This window comes from Pantoea jilinensis (assembly GCF_019104105.1).
GTDB lineage: Bacteria > Pseudomonadota > Gammaproteobacteria > Enterobacterales > Enterobacteriaceae > Pantoea > Pantoea eucalypti.
The window spans coordinates 2,666,929-2,682,978 of sequence record NZ_CP077746.1; the positions used below are offsets into that span (position 1 = coordinate 2,666,929).

The 16,050-nt window shown below is 53.2% G+C and carries 14 protein-coding genes; 5 read left to right on the forward strand and 9 right to left on the reverse strand.

The window, feature by feature from the left end; all coding sequences use genetic code 11:
* Nucleotides 1-47: 47 nt before the first annotated feature.
* Together sulA and ompA are read left to right on the forward strand one after the other, a co-directional pair.
* Entirely contained in the window at nucleotides 48-539 is a 492-nt protein-coding gene (gene sulA / locus KTJ90_RS12650) for an SOS-induced cell division inhibitor SulA (RefSeq protein WP_003850038.1), read from the forward strand.
* 350 nt (nucleotides 540-889) lie between these two features.
* A complete protein-coding gene (ompA, locus tag KTJ90_RS12655; protein WP_008925879.1) occupies nucleotides 890-1,960 on the forward strand; it encodes a porin OmpA in 1,071 nt (356 codons plus the stop codon).
* Between the two features lie 97 nt (nucleotides 1,961-2,057).
* On the opposite strand, the gene matP is transcribed toward ompA, so the two are convergent.
* Entirely contained in the window at nucleotides 2,058-2,525 is a 468-nt protein-coding gene (gene matP, locus KTJ90_RS12660) for a macrodomain Ter protein MatP (RefSeq protein WP_008925878.1), read from the reverse strand.
* A gap of 53 nt (nucleotides 2,526-2,578) precedes the next feature.
* Between matP and KTJ90_RS12665 the strand changes: the two genes are divergently transcribed.
* Together KTJ90_RS12665 and fabA are read left to right on the forward strand one after the other, a co-directional pair.
* Entirely contained in the window at nucleotides 2,579-4,450 is a 1,872-nt protein-coding gene (locus KTJ90_RS12665; RefSeq protein ID WP_052250658.1) for an AAA family ATPase, read from the forward strand.
* Nucleotides 4,451-4,518: 68 nt separating this feature from the next.
* On the forward strand, nucleotides 4,519-5,037 hold the full coding sequence (fabA, locus tag KTJ90_RS12670; protein WP_008925876.1) for a bifunctional 3-hydroxydecanoyl-ACP dehydratase/trans-2-decenoyl-ACP isomerase: 519 nt from the start codon (nucleotides 4,519-4,521) through the stop codon (nucleotides 5,035-5,037).
* Nucleotides 5,038-5,105: 68 nt separating this feature from the next.
* Here the strand turns inward: fabA and rmf are convergent, their stop codons facing one another.
* The 6 genes from rmf to rlmKL all read right to left on the reverse strand — a co-directional run bounded on the left by rmf (nucleotide 5,106) and on the right by rlmKL (nucleotide 13,069).
* Nucleotides 5,106-5,273 carry a ribosome modulation factor gene (gene rmf, locus KTJ90_RS12675; RefSeq protein ID WP_008925875.1) on the reverse strand — a complete coding sequence of 56 codons (168 nt, stop codon included), beginning with the start codon at nucleotides 5,271-5,273 and terminating at the stop codon, nucleotides 5,106-5,108.
* Nucleotides 5,274-5,552: 279 nt separating this feature from the next.
* Entirely contained in the window at nucleotides 5,553-6,122 is a 570-nt protein-coding gene (gene pqiC, locus KTJ90_RS12680) for a membrane integrity-associated transporter subunit PqiC (RefSeq protein ID WP_008925874.1), read from the reverse strand.
* Complete coding sequence (gene pqiB / locus KTJ90_RS12685) at nucleotides 6,119-7,762, reverse strand: intermembrane transport protein PqiB (protein WP_008925873.1); 1,644 nt, start codon at nucleotides 7,760-7,762, stop codon at nucleotides 6,119-6,121. The genes pqiC and pqiB overlap by 4 nt, the downstream gene beginning before the upstream one ends.
* Nucleotides 7,749-9,017 (reverse strand): membrane integrity-associated transporter subunit PqiA, encoded by a 1,269-nt coding sequence (gene pqiA, locus KTJ90_RS12690; RefSeq protein WP_008925872.1) that lies wholly within the window; start codon nucleotides 9,015-9,017, stop codon nucleotides 7,749-7,751. The genes pqiB and pqiA overlap by 14 nt, the downstream gene beginning before the upstream one ends.
* Nucleotides 9,018-9,031: 14 nt before the next feature.
* Nucleotides 9,032-10,948 (reverse strand): ABC transporter ATP-binding protein, encoded by a 1,917-nt coding sequence (locus tag KTJ90_RS12695; RefSeq protein ID WP_140915854.1) that lies wholly within the window; start codon nucleotides 10,946-10,948, stop codon nucleotides 9,032-9,034.
* Between the two features lie 6 nt (nucleotides 10,949-10,954).
* Entirely contained in the window at nucleotides 10,955-13,069 is a 2,115-nt protein-coding gene (gene rlmKL, locus KTJ90_RS12700) for a 23S rRNA (guanine(2445)-N(2))/(guanine(2069)-N(7))-methyltransferase (RefSeq protein ID WP_499024819.1), read from the reverse strand.
* 110 nt (nucleotides 13,070-13,179) lie between these two features.
* On the opposite strand from rlmKL, the gene KTJ90_RS12705 reads away from it, so the two are divergent.
* Entirely contained in the window at nucleotides 13,180-14,289 is a 1,110-nt protein-coding gene (locus KTJ90_RS12705) for a YcbX family protein (protein ID WP_499024821.1), read from the forward strand.
* On the opposite strand, the gene KTJ90_RS12710 is transcribed toward KTJ90_RS12705, so the two are convergent.
* On the reverse strand, nucleotides 14,290-14,832 hold the full coding sequence (locus KTJ90_RS12710) for a cell division protein ZapC (RefSeq protein ID WP_008925868.1): 543 nt from the start codon (nucleotides 14,830-14,832) through the stop codon (nucleotides 14,290-14,292).
* 152 nt (nucleotides 14,833-14,984) lie between these two features.
* On the reverse strand, nucleotides 14,985-15,995 hold the full coding sequence (pyrD, locus tag KTJ90_RS12715; RefSeq protein ID WP_008925867.1) for a quinone-dependent dihydroorotate dehydrogenase: 1,011 nt from the start codon (nucleotides 15,993-15,995) through the stop codon (nucleotides 14,985-14,987).
* Nucleotides 15,996-16,050: the final 55 nt, after the last annotated feature.

Consider the following 16,050-nt stretch of genomic DNA (forward strand, 5'->3'; position numbering starts at 1 on the left):
GATGACAGTACTGTATATTCATACAGTCCACTGCTGGTGATTAACTTATGCGAACACAACATCCTAATAATGCACGCTATGCTCATCATTATGCGTCCTCTTCTGTTCCGTCCACGCAGGGTGGTGGAATTACTGAGTTACGTTACAGCGAGCAGCCCGGTATGATGCAGATGATGCTGTTGCCGTTATTACAGCAACTGAGTCAGCAGTCACGCTGGCAGTTGTGGTTAACACCGGCACATAAACTGAACCGCACCTGGTTGCAGGAATCAGGCTTACCATTAGATAAAAGTATGCATATCGCCGATTCTGAACGTCTGAATGCGGTTGAGGCGATGGTTAAAGCGTTGCGTACGGGAAATTACAGCGTTGTTCTGGCATGGATTCCGTACGATCTTGATGAAAATGAGCGTCGTCAACTTGAAAATGCGGCAGCTGAGGGTGAAGCGCTGGGTTTGATTTTGCGGGCCAGTGGGACAACGGAAGCGCCTCTGAGACCGCAAAGTGCGATAAAAATTCAGTCGGATTTGTTTCATTAAGTAAAAATAAGAAGTTTCCCAGGCTATTATTCTTATCAGTTGTCGCTAAACCACTGATTCTGTTAGTTCGAGCTGTGACAATGGGTTAGCAGGTTTTTTGGGCTTTTTGCTGCGACGTTACGACCATCCTAATTGTTAGAAATTGTGTATAAACCGCTGTTTTTTTACAGTAGCGCCTCACATCATACTTGTAAGTTTCCAATCTCGTTGTAGACTTTAGCTCGCCAGGGTGCTCAATAACCTCCGTTTTTTGCGGTAGAGTCATAAGCGAGCGTTTTGACCCGGCGAAGGATTTAAACCAAGAGCAACCTTTTTGCTCATTGCCTATTTGGATGATAACGAGGCGCAAAATGAAAAAGACAGCTATCGCAATTGCAGTGGCACTGGCTGGCTTCGCTACCGTAGCGCAGGCCGCTCCGAAAGATAACACCTGGTACACCGGTGCTAAACTGGGCTGGTCTCAGTATCACGACACTGGCTACTACGGTCACGGTTACGAGAACAATGACGGTCCAACTCATGAAAGCCAGCTGGGCGCAGGTGCGTTCGTTGGTTATCAGGCAAACCCATACCTGGGCTTCGAGATGGGCTATGACTGGCTGGGTCGCATGCCTAATAAAGGCAATGTGACTAACGGCGCATTCAAAGCACAGGGCGTTCAGCTGGCTGCTAAACTGAGCTACCCAATTAATGACGATCTGGACGTGTATACTCGTCTGGGCGGCATGGTATGGCGTGCAGATGCAACGCAGACTAACCAAACTACTGGCCGCATCAGCGACCACGACACCGGCGTATCTCCGCTGGCTGCAGTTGGTGTTGAGTATGCGCTGACTCAGAACTGGGCTACCCGTCTGGATTACCAGTGGGTTAACAACATCGGTGATGCACAGACCGTTGGTGCTCGTCCAGACAATGGCATGCTGAGCGTAGGCGTTTCATACCGCTTCGGTCAGGATGACGTCGCTGCTCCGGCACCAGCTCCGGCTCCAGCACCAGCGCCAGTTGTTGAAACCAAGCGTTTCACTCTGAAGTCTGACGTTCTGTTCACCTTCAACAAATCTACCCTGAAGCCAGAAGGCCAGCAGGCTCTGGATCAGCTGTACAGCCAGCTGAGCTCAATGGATCCTAAAGATGGTTCCGTTGTCGTACTGGGCTTCACCGACCGCATCGGTTCAGAGCAGTACAACCAGAAACTGTCTGAGAAACGTGCTCAGTCAGTCGTAGATTACCTGGTCTCTAAAGGTATCCCTTCTAACAAGATCTCTGCACGTGGCATGGGTAAATCTAACCCAGTTACCGGCAATACCTGTGACAGCGTGAAAGGCCGTAATGCCCTGATCGATTGCCTGTCTCCGGATCGTCGCGTAGAAATCGATGTTAAAGGCATCAAAGACGTTGTAACTCAGCCACAGGCTTAAGTTTACATGTCATAAAAAACCCCGCCAAGGCGGGGTTTTTTTATGCCAGTAATAAAGCTGGCATCAGGCGTTCAGGGATGACATTGCTCCCGTTACGTTACTCGCTTTCAGAGCCTGAATTACCCAGGATCGCCTGCAAATCCTGTTTCAGGCTGGACATCTGAGTGGCATATTTCTCTTTACGTTCTGCATCTTCTATCAACTGAACAATTGTTTCAGAAAGCGTGCAGCCGCGCCGCTGTGCCAGTCCCGCCAGTCGTTGCCAGACCAGATATTCAAGGTCGATGGATTTTTTACGGGTGTGCTGATGTTCAGCATTGAAATGGCGTTTTCGCCGGGCACGGATAGTCTGTTTCAGCCGATTATCCAGATCAGAATGGATATGTTCCGCGATCCATTCATTCACCGTGACCGGATTATTTTCCATCGCCAGAAGCTTATCGACTGCAGCCTGCGCCGCACTTAATTCAAGGTGACGCGTGATCAGTTCACCTTCCCGATGTTTTTTCACCAGGTATTTCCACTTCCATCCACATTCAAGATTTTCGAGTTGCTGGTATTTCATCGGAATCTCATCGTGATCACGTAACGAACTAAGAATAACAGCTTTTTTCCCGGATGCAGCAACGAAAAACATGCTGTCATCATCACATCTTCAACAGGAAGTCTGCAGTGCTTAACAAGGGTGATTCCTGTATAATCTCGCTTTTCTTAATACAGACAAATGCGATTATTTTGACCAGCACCCAACTTACGTGGCAGACCTTACAGCCGGATAGCGCGCAATACCAATCCGTTTTCTCCCGAATTGCTGATGAAGAAACTGATGCTCTGGCAACGGTACAGCCCCGTTTGCTGAATGCACTTGCGCATTTACACCATCAGACGCAAGGGTTCCCATTACTGCTGGTTCGTAGCCAGGAGAATCGCGATTATCTGGCATTCATTGCCCAGGCCGCACAACGGGTTATGGCCGACAGTACCACGCTGTATGGTGGTGATTACCATATCATGGCAGATAATGTCACGCTCCAGCCTCCCTCCGATCCGCAACGCCCGTTCACCAGTCAGGGTGGTATTCACTTTGCTGAGTGGATTGAGATGGAACAGTTGTTTGGCTGCGTGCGCCAGTATAAAGATCGCATCCAGCTCGACCCGGGCCTGATACATCGCGCTAACGGCGGCACGCTGGTGCTCTCCTTGCAAAGCCTGATGACGCAGCCCATTCTCTGGTTGCGCCTGAAAAAGTGTATTGAACAGGGCTATGTCGAGTGGACATCCCAGGACGAACGCCAGCCGCTGCCGGTTTCTATTCCGCCTCTGCCACTCAGCCTCAATCTGGTCCTGTGTGGCGAACGTGAAACGCTGGCAGATTTTCAGGAGCTCGACCCTGAAGCACACGAAATGGCCATCTATACTGAGTTTGAAGAGAATATTCAGATTCTGGATGAGGATGACATGCTTGCCTGGTGTCGCTGGAACGCAGAACTGGCACAGCAGGCGGGGCTGCCCCTGCCGGAAGAGGACTTCTGGCCCGAGCTGATTAAAGAAGGCGCTCGCTATAGCGGCGATCAGGATACCCTGCCACTTTGTCCCCGCTGGCTCCAGCGTCAGATGCGCGAGTCAGCCCTGATGGGCGATGAACAACTCAATGCTGAAGCGCTACGTGATGCGTTGGAAGCGCGCTTATGGCGCGAGAATTATCTCAATGAACGGATGCGTGATGAGATCCTGCTGCGGCAGATTCTGATTGAAACCGAAGGTGAAGTTGTCGGTCAGATTAATGGTCTGTCAGTGGTGGAATTTCCTGGCCACCCGCGCGCCTGGGGCGATACTTCTCGCATTACCTGCGTGGTCCATCCTGGTGATGGTGAGTTCATGGATATCGAACGCAAAGCGGAGCTGGGCGGGAATATCCATGCCAAAGGTATGATGATTATGCAGGCTTACCTCACTGCCGAGCTGGAACTTGATCAGCAACTGCCCTTCTCGGCCTCAATGGTGTTTGAACAATCTTATTCCGAAGTGGATGGTGACAGCGCCTCGCTGGCTGAACTCTGTGCCTTAATAAGCGCATTGGCAAATCAGCCCATCAATCAGCAAATTGCTGTCACCGGCTCGGTCGATCAATTCGGCAACGTGCAACCTGTGGGCGGGCTGAATGAGAAGATCGAAGGCTTCTTTGATATTTGCCATCAGCGAGAACTGACGGGCCAGCAGGGAGTGATTATTCCTGCCTGCAATGTGCGTCATCTTAGTCTGAACCAGGCTGTTGTCACGGCGGTTGAGCAGGGTCGCTTCCACATCTGGGCCATTGACCAGGCCGAGGAAGCACTGCCGCTGCTGACGGGGAAAATCTGGAGTACCGAGGATGGTCTGGGTGATTGCCTGCTGAATACCATCCAGGAACGCATTAGCCTGTTCAACCAGCCGGACGGTCCGCAACGTCCCTGGGCGCTGCGCTGGCTTAACTGGTTTAACCACCGTTAATCCGATTTGCTCAGCGTACAACTGTTCGCTAATATTCGTGATTCACTAAAACAAGGCTTATTGAAAACATGGTAGATAAACGCGAATCCTATACCAAAGAAGATCTGATTCTGTCAGGTCGTGGTGAACTGTTTGGCGAAAATGGTCCGCCGCTTCCATCCGGCAACATGCTGATGATGGACCGCGTGGTCAAAATGACCGAAGACGGCGGCAAATATGACAAAGGCTTTGTTGAAGCGGAGCTGGATATCAATCCCGATCTCTGGTTCTTCGGTTGCCACTTCATTGGCGATCCGGTGATGCCGGGCTGCCTGGGCCTGGATGCCATGTGGCAGCTGGTTGGTTTCTATCTGGGCTGGCTGGGCGGCGAAGGTAAAGGCCGTGCACTGGGCGTGGGTGAAGTGAAATTCACCGGTCAGGTGTTGCCAGAAGCGAAGAAAGTTACTTACCGCATTCACTTCAAACGCGTGATCAACCGTAAACTGGTGATGGGCGTGGCAGATGGTGAAGTGCTGGTTGACGGTAATCTGATCTATACCGCCAGCGATCTGAAAGTCGGCCTGTTTAAAGATACCGCCGCTTTCTAAGCGTTTCCTCCGGAAACAAAAACCTCCGCGCATGGCGGAGGTTATATTCCCTTTTCAGTGACATCCGGTTATGCAGCTACCGACCTGTCCTCCATGGCTTGTCGCCAACCTCCCAACCAGTGAGACTTAGCGTCAATCAACTGATACGGACACATCTCTTTTGAGCGTCCAGTAATGCCTGCCTGATAACCACGTGAATGGGCGCGTTCGAGGCGGTCTCGTTTCTGTCTCTTCATACTCCGTGTCCCTCATGTAAGGTCTGTGGAATCTGGTGGAAAGAAAAGTGGTGATTTAATGTTCAACCACCCTTATGTTCTACCTCCTGCGAATCCAAAGATCAATGCTCAATCTTCATGCCAGTGTCATAAATGTGACCTTAATCGGTAAAAATAACGGCGTTTTGTGATGCACACATCAACACCATCTCTCTGATTAAGCTAATAAAAAAGCCCCTGGCCGGCGTCGAAAAATCACGACAACCGGACAGGGGCTTAGCTTATTTATTCACATTAATCTTAATTTAACGCAACCACACTGTTGGCAATCTTCTGCGCAGTCTGTTGCCAGCCCGCCGCCAGCGTACGGACCATAGCATCATAGCCATCTTCGGTTTGCGGCAGAACCAGATTAAACGCCTGCTTAGTCAGACGGCCCTGATGTTCCAGCGTCCATTCACCACTGACGATCGCTTTGCCATCGTAACGTCCCTGGAAGCCGGTGACCGTCACGTTAAGCGTATCGTGTTGCGCACCTAACGGTGAACCGGCCACCAGCCGGCCTGGCAACGCCTTGCTCAGGTTAGTGATCAGCGTCTGCTGCAACTGCTGATCGAGCGGACTGGCCCAGAGATTATTTGTGGCGATGACATATTTGACATCGCTGGTCTGATAAACCAGTCCATTGCCTGCCAGATAATCCGGCACCGTCACCTGCTGCACCCACAACATGGGCTGCGCTTCATTCAGCTGGCTGCTGCTGACCTGCATGGATGCCGCCCCGGAGGGCAGCTGATACCAGGTATTGTCAACGCTGCTACTGCACGCACTTAACACCAGCGCGGCACAAAGTATCAATCCTTTCTTCACTGTTTCGCCCTCTTCGGCTGGGGATCCTGTCCCGGTTTCGCCTCAAATACCAGCGCATTGCTCTTATTGTTGAGCGTTCTCAGTACCGGCTGAAGTTCACGCAGTACCTGATCCAGTCGCTGCATATCGCCTACCACTTTGGTGTAAGCTGGCGAACCTGGCTGCAGGCCCTTCATGCTGCGGTTCAGCTCGCGCAATGTCTGCTGCAGATCTTCCGGCAGCGTTTTCATCGCCGGACTGCCAGTGACTTTGTTGATGTTGTCGATGGTGCGCTGCAGATCACGCATCGTTTTCTGGCTCTCTTTCAGTGTACCTGTGGCTTCGTTAACCATGCCGTTCAGTGGAAGACTGTTGATTTTATCCAGTGCCGCCATCAGCTTCTGCTGAATCTGGCTCAGGCCACCACTGACCGTTGGGATCACTTCATAGCCAGAGACTTTCTGTGGTCCTTTATAGGCTGGCGCATTGTCATAGAAGTCGAGATCGACATAGAGTGCGCCCGACAGCAGGTTGCCCGTTTTCAGCGTGGCACGCAGACCGCGTTTCTTACCATCCTGCAGATGCTGTTCAAGATCGAAATTTTCACCCAGCCGGCTGATAAAGCGATCCGGCTCAATACGAATCAGTACCGGTACGCGGTAATCATTATTCAGCGCCTGATCCAGGCCTGCTTTCATCAATGGCGCTTCAGAAACGGTACCCAGACGAATACCCCGGAACTCAACCGGCGCGCCTGCCTGAAGACCACGAATCGAGTCGGTGAAGAACATCAGGTAATCAATATGGTTGGTATAAAGTGAGTCCTGAATACTGCGCTGATCGTCAAACAGATGATAATCAGATTTGTTCTGCGCAGGCTCACCCAGTTCCCAGCCATCCGGCACATCAAAACTGACGCCACCACTGAAGAGCGTCGTGAGCGAACCCATTTCTACGCGCATGCCAGAGGCAGACATATCCACGGCGATACCGCTGTCCTTCCAGAAACGCACGTTGGTCGTCACCAGGCGGTCGTAAGGCGCAGCGACAAACAGCTGATAGGTCATCATACGTTTATCAGTATCAAAAACGCTGGTCTCAACCGTACCGACGCGATAGCCGCGGAACAGCACCGGATCGCCCGGATTAAGCTGACCCGCTTTTTTGCTGTCGAGAATAATGCGGATACCTTTCGCATCTGGCGGCGCTAAAGGAGGGGCATCGAGCAGGTTAAACTGTTCTGGCGCTTCACTTTTGGTGCCGGGCTGTAATTCAATGTAGGCACCTGACAGCAGCGTTCCCAGCCCGCTGATGCCTTCACGTCCTATTTGCGGTTTCACTACCCAGAAAACACTGTCTTTATGCAGCAGTTTTCCCATACCCGCATTAAGACGGGCCTTAATTTCTACATGGTGGAGATCGTCGCTTAACACCGCGCTCTCCACGATACCGACATCCACGCTGCGACTTTTAATTGTGGTTTTACCCGCAACAATGCCTTCGGCGTTTTCGGTGATTAAGGTGACTTCAGGCCCCTGATGGCTGAAATGGTAGAACAGGATCCACCCGCCAATTAACAGCGTAACGATGGGGACAATCCAGACCGGCGACCAGCGCTTAATCTGTTCCACCTTTGCATGGCCGTGGTTAGTTTCCGTCAAGGCGCGACTCCTTCATATTGTTTTCGCGTACACGATCCCAGGTTAATCGCGGGTCAAAGGTCATGGCAGCAATCATGGTGATAATCACCACCATCGCAAACAGTACTGCCCCCCACGCGGGATAAACATTCATTAATTGCCCCATACGCACCAGCGCAGAGAGCACGGCAATCACAAACACGTCAATCATTGACCAGCGGCCAACAAATTCAACCACTTCATAAATTTTGTGCATCCTGTGGCTGTCACGCCGTCCGCGCCCGCTGGCATCCCAGCAGAGCCAGCCAATCGCCAGCATTTTTAGCGTAGGCACCATAATGCTGGCGATAAAAATCACCAGCGCTACCGGATAAGAACCGTCATCCCACAGCACAATCACCCCCGCCATAATATTAGAGGGATACGCTGTGCCGAGGGTTTCCGTCACCATGATCGGCAACAGGTTGGCGGGGATATAAAGCAGTATGGAGGTAAACAACAGCGCCAGCGTCCACTGCAGGCTGTGCTTTCGTCGCGCCTGCGCCGTTACGCCGCAGCGCGGACAGGTATGCTCAGCTTCAGGCAGAATGGCCGTACAGCATGGGCAGGAACGCAGGCCCTGCTCTAAACCACTGATGCCCACTTCGGGCAGATGAGGTAGCGCGGGTCGGGGGGAGAGACTCTCCCACAACTCGCGCCGGTCAACGCACTGAAAGGCCCGAAGTTGTAACAGACAAAACAGCACCCACGGCCAGAAACTGGTCTCCAGGCCAATCTCACCGTAGGCCATCAGTTTGACGAAGCTGACCAGCACGCCCGCCATAAAAATTTCTGCCATGCCCCAGTTACGCAGCTGAAACAGGATGCGTGCCAGACCAATTTTAAGTCGGGTTGGAAAAGGAACCGGATTGACCAGCAGTATAATGGTGATCATGCAGAAAGCCGGGACCGCCTGCACAAAGAGCAGGAACAGCGTCGCCAGGCTGCTGTAATCTTCCGTCACCATGACCTTGGGGATCTGCGAAAGTGTAATCTGGCTGGTCAGCCCCGCAACTTTCATTGAGACGAAAGGAAACAGATTCGCCAGCAGCAGCATAAAGAGTGCTGCCAGCGCATAGCCCGTCGGTCGTTTGCGCGGCTCGTGCCAGTTGGCCGTCAGGGAGGTGTGGCAGCGCGGGCATGATGCACGGCTGCCAACGGGAATGTCCGGCAGCTTAATCATTAAATCGCATTGTGGACAAAGTATCCACGCGTTACTTTTCACTGCTGAACACATCCGTTAGCCCTGCCCTACGCGCCGTTTTTCAGTGACTCAAGCTCTTCCCAGCGCGCAAAAGCGGTTTCCAGCTCCTGCTCAGCCTGCGCCAGATTATCCAGCACCGGCTGTGTCTGATCGTGTGCCTGACTGAAGAAGTCCGGGTGACTCATCTTCGCCTGCAGTTCGCCGATGCGCGCCTCCAGCTGCTCCAGTTTTTGCGGCAACTGTTCCAGCTCTCGCGCCAGGTTGTAGCTGAGTTTATTTACGTTACGCTTCGCATCACTCTTCTCTGCGGCAGGCTTAGCGGTATTAGCCGTCGCTTTTGCGGGTGTGGCAGCTCTGTGCTGACGGTAGGCGGCGCGCTGCTGCTGAGCATCGTGATAACCGCCCACAAAGGTGCCGATTTCGCCGTTACCTTCAAAAATCCAGCACTCAGTGACGGTATTGTCGACGAACTGACGATCGTGACTGACCAGTAAGACAGTGCCCTGATAACCATCAATCAGCTCTTCCAGCAGCTCCAGCGTTTCGACGTCGAGGTCGTTGGTTGGTTCATCCAGAATCATCAGGTTGCTGGGACGCAGGAACAGACGCGCCAGCAACAGGCGGTTACGTTCACCACCCGAAAGTGCGCGCACCGGCGTCATGGCACGTTTAGGATGGAACAGGAAGTCCTGTAGATAGCCCAGCACGTGGCGCGGTTTGCCGTTAACCAGCACTTCCTGCTTGCCTTCGGCCAGGTTGTCCATCACGGTGCGATCCGGATCCAGTTCAGCGCGATGCTGGTCAAAGTAGGCCACTTCCAGCTTGGTGCCGGAATGCACGCGGCCATGATCCGCTTTTAATTGCTGCAGCATCAGACGCAGTAAGGTGGTTTTACCGCAACCGTTCGGTCCAATCAGCGCAATTTTGTCGCCACGCTGAACCTGGGTTGAGAAATCCTTCACCAGCACTTTGCCGTCGACCGCGTAGTCGACATGTTCCAGCTCAAACACAATTTTGCCGGAGCGGGACGCTTCGCCCACCTGCATGTTGGCTTTGCCCATGACTTCGCGACGTTCCGAATGCTCACGACGCAGCGCTTTCAGCGCACGCACACGGCCTTCGTTACGTGTACGACGGGCTTTGATGCCCTGACGGATCCACACCTCTTCCTGCGCAAGCTTGCGGTCGAATTCTGCGTTCTGCATCTCTTCAACGCGCAAGGCTTCTTCTTTGCCTTCCAGATAGAGATCGTAGTTGCCCGGCCAGGAGACCAGCTTGCCGCGGTCGAGATCGACGATACGTGTCGCCATGTTGCGGATAAACGAACGGTCATGCGAAATAAAGATGATGCTGCCGGTGAAGTTCTTCAGGAACGTTTCCAGCCAGTCGATGGTTTCAATATCGAGGTGGTTGGTTGGCTCATCCAGCATCAGCACGCGCGGGTTACTTACCAGCGCACGGCCCAGCGCCGCTTTACGCAGCCAGCCGCCAGAGAGCGACGACAGTTCGGTATCGGGCTGCAGACCAATCTGCTCCAGCACGTCATGGATGCGACTTTCCAGCTGCCACAAATTCTGATGGTCGAGAATACTCTGCAGACGCGCCATCTCATTGAGGTTTTTATCGCTTGGATCGTCCATCACCACATGGGAAATGGCGTGATAGGCTTTCAGATGCTCAGCCTGCTCTTCAACGCCCTCAGCCACGAAGTCATAGACCGAACCGGTGATGTTACGCGGTGGATCCTGTTGCAGACGCGCAACCACCAGATCGGTTTCATAAATAATGCGGCCATCATCCAGCGGCTGTTCGCCGTTGATGATTTTCATCAGTGTGGATTTACCTGCACCGTTACGGCCCACCAGACAGACGCGTTCGTTCTCTTCAATGTGCAGTTCGGTGTTGTCTAGCAGCGGCGCATCGCTGAAGGAGAGATAAGCGCCGTGGATACTGATTAATGACATGTAATCTTATTCCTTACCGGCGTGAGTGATCAGCCAGCAGTTGTGAATTTGACGGTTACGCGCGAAGTCCTGCGACTGTGTTTTCTGGGTAATATCCTGCGCCTGCAGGCCCAGTGCTTTCAGGCCATCCATGTCCATTTTGAAACCGCGTTTGTTATTGGAGAACATGATGGTGCCGCCGCGTCGCAGCAGGCGCTTCAGGTTACGCATCAGCATCATATGATCGCGCTGAACGTCAAAGCTCTCTTCCATACGTTTTGAGTTGGAGAAGGTTGGCGGATCGATAAAGATCAGGTCAAAATTCTCGTCACTCTCATTCAGCCAGCTCAGGCAGTCTGCCTGCATCAGGCGGTGCTGACGCCCGGTCAGTCCGTTAAGACGCAGGTTGCGCTCCGCCCACTCCAGATAGGTCCGCGACATATCTACCGTGGTGGTCGAACGCGCCCCACCCAGACCGGCATGCACACTGGCGGTGCCGGTATAGGCAAACAGGTTCAGGAAATCTTTGCCCTGGCTCATCTGGCCGAGCATTTTACGGGCAATGCGGTGATCGAGGAACAGGCCGGTATCGAGATAGTCGGTCAGATTCACCCAGAAATGCGCATTAAACTCTTTAACTTCGAAATAGTCGCCCTTTTCGCTGAGCTTCTGATACTGCGCTTTGCCTTTCTGACGCTCACGCGTTTTCATAATCAGACGGTCGGCAGGCAGTTCCAGTACGCTCAGGGTCGCGCTGATCACATCGAACAGGCGCTGACGCGCTTTGTTCGGATCGATCGTTTTCGGTGGCGCGTATTCCTGGATAATCACCCAGTCGCCATAGCGATCGACAGCGACGTTGTAGTCTGGCAGATCGGCGTCATAAATGCGGTAGCATTCAATGCCTTCCTGACGCGCCCACTTCTCCAGCTTTTTCACATTTTTACGCAGACGGTTCGCGTAATCTTCCGCAATCTGACCGGCGCTTTCATGGCTGTTGACCGCCAGCTGATAATTTTTCTGAACGCAATCCAGCGGACCGTTTTTCGCTTTGAACTGGCGGTCGGCACGCAGTTGCAGGCAGCTCAGCAGTTCAGGCGAGGCGCTGAACAGCGACAGATTCCAGCCGCCAAAATGCTGCTTCATCAGACGTCCAAGCTGGCTGTGCAGCGCAATGAGGGCGGGTTCGCTCTCCAGACGTTCACCGTAAGGCGGATTGCTCAGCACCGTGCCATGCACAGCCGGATCGACCGGATTGGTCAGCTTCAGCAGGTCCTGTTGAGCAAAGGTAAAGAGTTCATAAACGCCTGCGCGACGGGCATTCGACTGCGCCCACTCCAGTACACGGCCATTATTATCATAGCCAAAGAAGCGCGCCTGGGTGGCGGCGGTGCCCGCACGGGCACGCGCCTGCGCCTCGGCTTTCACATCCTGCCACAGAGCAGCATTAAACTGACTCCAGGCGGTGAAGCCCCAGTGCTTGCGCAGCAGGCCTGGTGCGCGATCGCAGGCGATCAGTGCGGCTTCAATCAGCAGCGTACCGGAACCACACATCGGATCGATCAGCGGCGTGGTCGGCTCCCAGCCAGAACGCTGCACAATCGCTGCGGCCAGCGTCTCTTTCAACGGTGCCTGACCGGTTTGCTGCCGATAGCCGCGCTGATGCAGCGAACTGCCGCTGAGATCCAGCGCAATACTGGCACGATCGTCATTCAGCCAGACGTTGACACGGATATCCGCCTGCTCACGATCGACATTCGGCCGCTCGAGGTTTTGACGGGTAAAGCTGTCCACGATGGCATCTTTCACTTTCAGCGCGCCAAACTGGCTATTACGAATCGAGTCGTTGGTGCCGCTGAAATGCACGACAAACGTTTTGTCGCTGCCGAACATCGTCGGCCAGTCCACGCTCTGTACACCCAGATAGAGATCAAGATCGCTGTAGACGCCAAACTCTCCCAGCGGCAACAGGATGCGTGATGCTAAACGACTCCACATCAGACTTTGGTACATGGCGCGATCGTCGGCTTCGTAGTGAACGCCTCCCTGCACCACTTGCAAATCCTGCGCGCCCAGCGCGTCCAGCTCACTTTTTAACAGCTCTTCGAGCCCACGCGCCGTGCTGGCAAACAGAGAATTCATATCGTCACTTTTTAACTCTTGAGAAAATTGTCGCGCATTATAGCGAATCGGAGACCTATGTCATAAAGTTAGCTTCTTTTGTGTCGCGCGTCGGGTTCAAGGAGAACACCATGATCACGCTTTCCCGCTTATTTATTCATCCTGTGAAGTCGATGCGGGGATTAGCGTTATCACACGCGCTGGTCACTGACAGCGGACTGGCGTTTGATCGTCTGTTTATGGTGACCGAACCTGATGGCACCTTTATTACCGCCCGCCAGCACCCGGAGATGGTGCGCTTTACGCCCGCGATTCTGCCGGATGGCCTGTTGCTGGCGGCGCCAGATGGCAGTCAGTCCCTGATCCGCTTCAGCGATTTCGATGAGCAGGATCATCCCACCGAAGTCTGGGGTAATCATTTTACCGCGCGCATAGCGCCCCTTGCGATAAATCAGTGGCTGAGCCAGTTCTTCCCGCGCGACGTTCAGTTGCGCTGGGTCGGGCCACAACCCAGCCGCCGGGTCAAAAAGTTTGATCATATTCCGCTTAGCTTTGCCGATGGCTTTCCGTTTTTACTGATCAACAACGCGTCGCTGCATGATCTGCAACAACACTGCCCGGCCAGCGTCCGAGCCGAACAGTTTCGTCCGAATCTGGTCGTCAGCGGTGCTGCCGCATGGGATGAAGATAGCTGGGCAGAAATTCAGATTGGCGACGTGATATTCGAGGTGCCAAAGCCCTGCAGTCGCTGTGTGCTCACCACGGTCAGCACCGAGACCGGCGTTAAGCATCCCACCGGTCATCCGCTGGCGACGTTGCAGACTTTTCGTACCGCTCAGGATGGCAGTGGTGACATCGATTTCGGCCTGAACTTAGTGGCGCGTAGCAGCGGCGTGGTGCGTGCGGGTGATGAAATGATTGTCCTGAAACGTCATGCATCGCGCAGGTATGGGGCGGGTGAAGTGGTTGAAATGTTGAAACCAGAAAAACAGGCGCCTGAAACCGTGAACATTACTTATCAGGGTCAGACATTCACCGGGGATAATCAGCAGGTGTTACTGGATCAACTGGAGATGCAGGGCTTTCGCATACCCTATTCCTGTCGTGCAGGTCTCTGTGGCAGTTGCAAGCTGAATCTGGTCGCAGGTGAGGTGAAGGCGCTGAAACAGAGTGCCCTGCGTCAGGACGGCACACTGTTAAGCTGTAGCTGTATTCCGGCGGGCGATGTTGAACTGAGATGATCAGACAGCGCGGGCGAAAGGTGCAGCAACGTCCTCATGCCAGGGCTGCAGGCGATCGTTCATCACTTTGATGGCATCGCCGAGCACCATGTTTTTTCCCGCCAGCGTGAGACCTTGCTGCGCCAGCAGACAGAGCGCCGCATTATCACCACTTTCAACCACCAGCAGACGTGCCTGTGTTCCCTCTTCAGCCAGCGTAACCTGTACCATTTCGCCAGGACGAGGCTGCATGGCCGGGGCATATGAGGTGAAATGCCAGCTTTTAGGCATCAGGGGTTTGAGAAAGCGGGCAGCGACCAGTGCGTTTAACACCAACTCAGCACGGTGACTGCCACTGAGTTTGCAATGACGGCAGGTCTCTTCAAACGTGTAATAAAGAGCAGCGTCATCGACACAAAAGCCCGATTCAGCGAAAGCGTCCGGTGTGAGCATTTTGCGGGAATAGCGGGAACGAAACAGCATACCGTCGGCCAGATCGAGCATCATTCGATCGTGGCTGCTGTCAAAATACCAACGCCAGTTATCATCGGGTTTAATTTTCATCGTGTGCCCTGTATTTACCGCTGCGCCAAAAATCACGCAGAATTCAGCGAAAAAGAAACATAAGGAAAAGCTGAAAAAGCGTGCAACAGGACAAAATATAAACGAGCCGAGGGGATAAATAAAGCCCCCGGCCCGTCATTGTGAGAATTGTCTTAGATATTGGTAACGATATCTTTAATTAAGCCCGGTCCCTGATAAATAAAACCTGAATAAATCTGAACTAATGTTGCCCCGGCGGCGATTTTTTCACGTGCGGCCGTTAAAGAATCAATGCCACCAACGCCAATAATCGGCAGGCGTCCCTGCAGTTCCTGAGAGAGGCGCTGGATAACCGCTGTGCTCCGGGACTGAACTGGCCGGCCACTTAATCCGCCTGCTTCCTCAGCATATTTGAGTCCACTAACCAGCGAACGATCGAGGGTGGTATTGCAGGCAATAACACCATCAATCTGATGACGAATTAAACTGTCTGCGACCTGAATTAACTCCTCTTCCGAGAGATCGGGCGCAATTTTCACGGCCAGCGGAACATATTTAAGGTGACGCTGTTCCAGCTCTTTTTGTTTTTGTTTGATTGAGGAGAGCAGATCATCCAGCGCCTCGCCATATTGCAGCGAACGCAAACCTGGCGTGTTAGGGGAGGAAATATTGATGGCGATATAACCGGCGTGGGCATAGACCTTCTCCATGCAGATCAGATAATCATCTTTGCCCTGCTCGACTGGCGTATCTTTATTTTTACCGATATTGATTCCCAGCACGCCGTTAAAACGCGCTTTTTTCACGTTTTCAACCAGATGATCGACACCCAGATTATTAAATCCCATCCGATTGATAATTCCGCCTGCTTCCACCAGCCGAAACATGCGTGGCTTATCATTACCCGCCTGAGGGCGCGGCGTGACGGTACCGACTTCAACAAAACCAAAGCCCATCGCGGCAAACGCATCAATACACTCTGCGTTCTTATCCAGCCCGGCGGCCAGGCCCAGGGCGTTCTTAAAGGTCAGTCCCATACAGGTAACCGGACGCGACGGCAGAGTCTGGCGATAGAACATCTCAAGTGGCGTGCCGCTCATAAAGCGTAGTTGCTGAAAGGTGAGTTCGTGTGCGCGTTCGGGGTCGAGTTTAAACAGCGCCGGTCGGACGATAGGATAAAACATGCACTCTCCTGAAGGACGGAAGCGATCGTGGAAGTCGGTGCACGGGAAAATGTGC

Coding starts and splice junctions, on each gene's coding strand:
- sulA (WP_003850038.1), top strand. CDS start 48: ATGCGAACACAACATCCTAATAATGCACGCTATGCTCATCATTATGCG.
- ompA (WP_008925879.1), top strand. CDS start 890: ATGAAAAAGACAGCTATCGCAATTGCAGTGGCACTGGCTGGCTTCGCT.
- matP (WP_008925878.1), bottom strand. CDS start 2,525: ATGAAATACCAGCAACTCGAAAATCTTGAATGTGGATGGAAGTGGAAA.
- KTJ90_RS12665 (WP_052250658.1), top strand. CDS start 2,579: ATGCAGCAACGAAAAACATGCTGTCATCATCACATCTTCAACAGGAAG.
- fabA (WP_008925876.1), top strand. CDS start 4,519: ATGGTAGATAAACGCGAATCCTATACCAAAGAAGATCTGATTCTGTCA.
- rmf (WP_008925875.1), bottom strand. CDS start 5,273: ATGAAGAGACAGAAACGAGACCGCCTCGAACGCGCCCATTCACGTGGT.
- pqiA (WP_008925872.1), bottom strand. CDS start 9,017: ATGTGTTCAGCAGTGAAAAGTAACGCGTGGATACTTTGTCCACAATGC.
- KTJ90_RS12695 (WP_140915854.1), bottom strand. CDS start 10,948: ATGTCATTAATCAGTATCCACGGCGCTTATCTCTCCTTCAGCGATGCG.
- rlmKL (WP_499024819.1), bottom strand. CDS start 13,069: ATGAATTCTCTGTTTGCCAGCACGGCGCGTGGGCTCGAAGAGCTGTTA.
- KTJ90_RS12705 (WP_499024821.1), top strand. CDS start 13,180: ATGATCACGCTTTCCCGCTTATTTATTCATCCTGTGAAGTCGATGCGG.
- KTJ90_RS12710 (WP_008925868.1), bottom strand. CDS start 14,832: ATGAAAATTAAACCCGATGATAACTGGCGTTGGTATTTTGACAGCAGC.
- pyrD (WP_008925867.1), bottom strand. CDS start 15,995: ATGTTTTATCCTATCGTCCGACCGGCGCTGTTTAAACTCGACCCCGAA.